Source organism: Belnapia sp. AC561, from assembly GCF_979252845.1.
On sequence record NZ_CEEDBP010000230.1, the window covers coordinates 1 to 272 of the forward strand.

Here is a 272-nt window from a genome sequence, read left to right on the forward strand (position 1 = left end):
GTCGAAAAAGGTATCGCCCAGCGACACCGGCGCTGTAATGCGCACCACGCCGCTCGCCTCTTCCTGCAAGCGCGCCAGGGTCTGCCGCGCCCGCGTCGCTTGCGCCACCAACGCCTGCGCTTCCGGCAACAAGGCTGCGCCCGCAGCGGTCAGCGACAATCGCCGTGTGGTGCGGTGCAGCAAGCTGATGCCCAAGCCCTGCTCCAGCAAGCCAATACGCTTGGACAGCTGCCCCTTGCTGCACCCCAACCGCAGCGCGGCGGCGGTAAAGC

At 68.0% G+C, this 272-nt stretch carries 1 protein-coding gene; it reads right to left on the minus strand.

The genetic code is table 11. From position 1 onward, the window contains the following. On the minus strand, nucleotides 1-272 hold a 272-nt coding region (locus tag AC0IW9_RS30880), incomplete at both ends, for a LysR family transcriptional regulator (protein WP_471652118.1).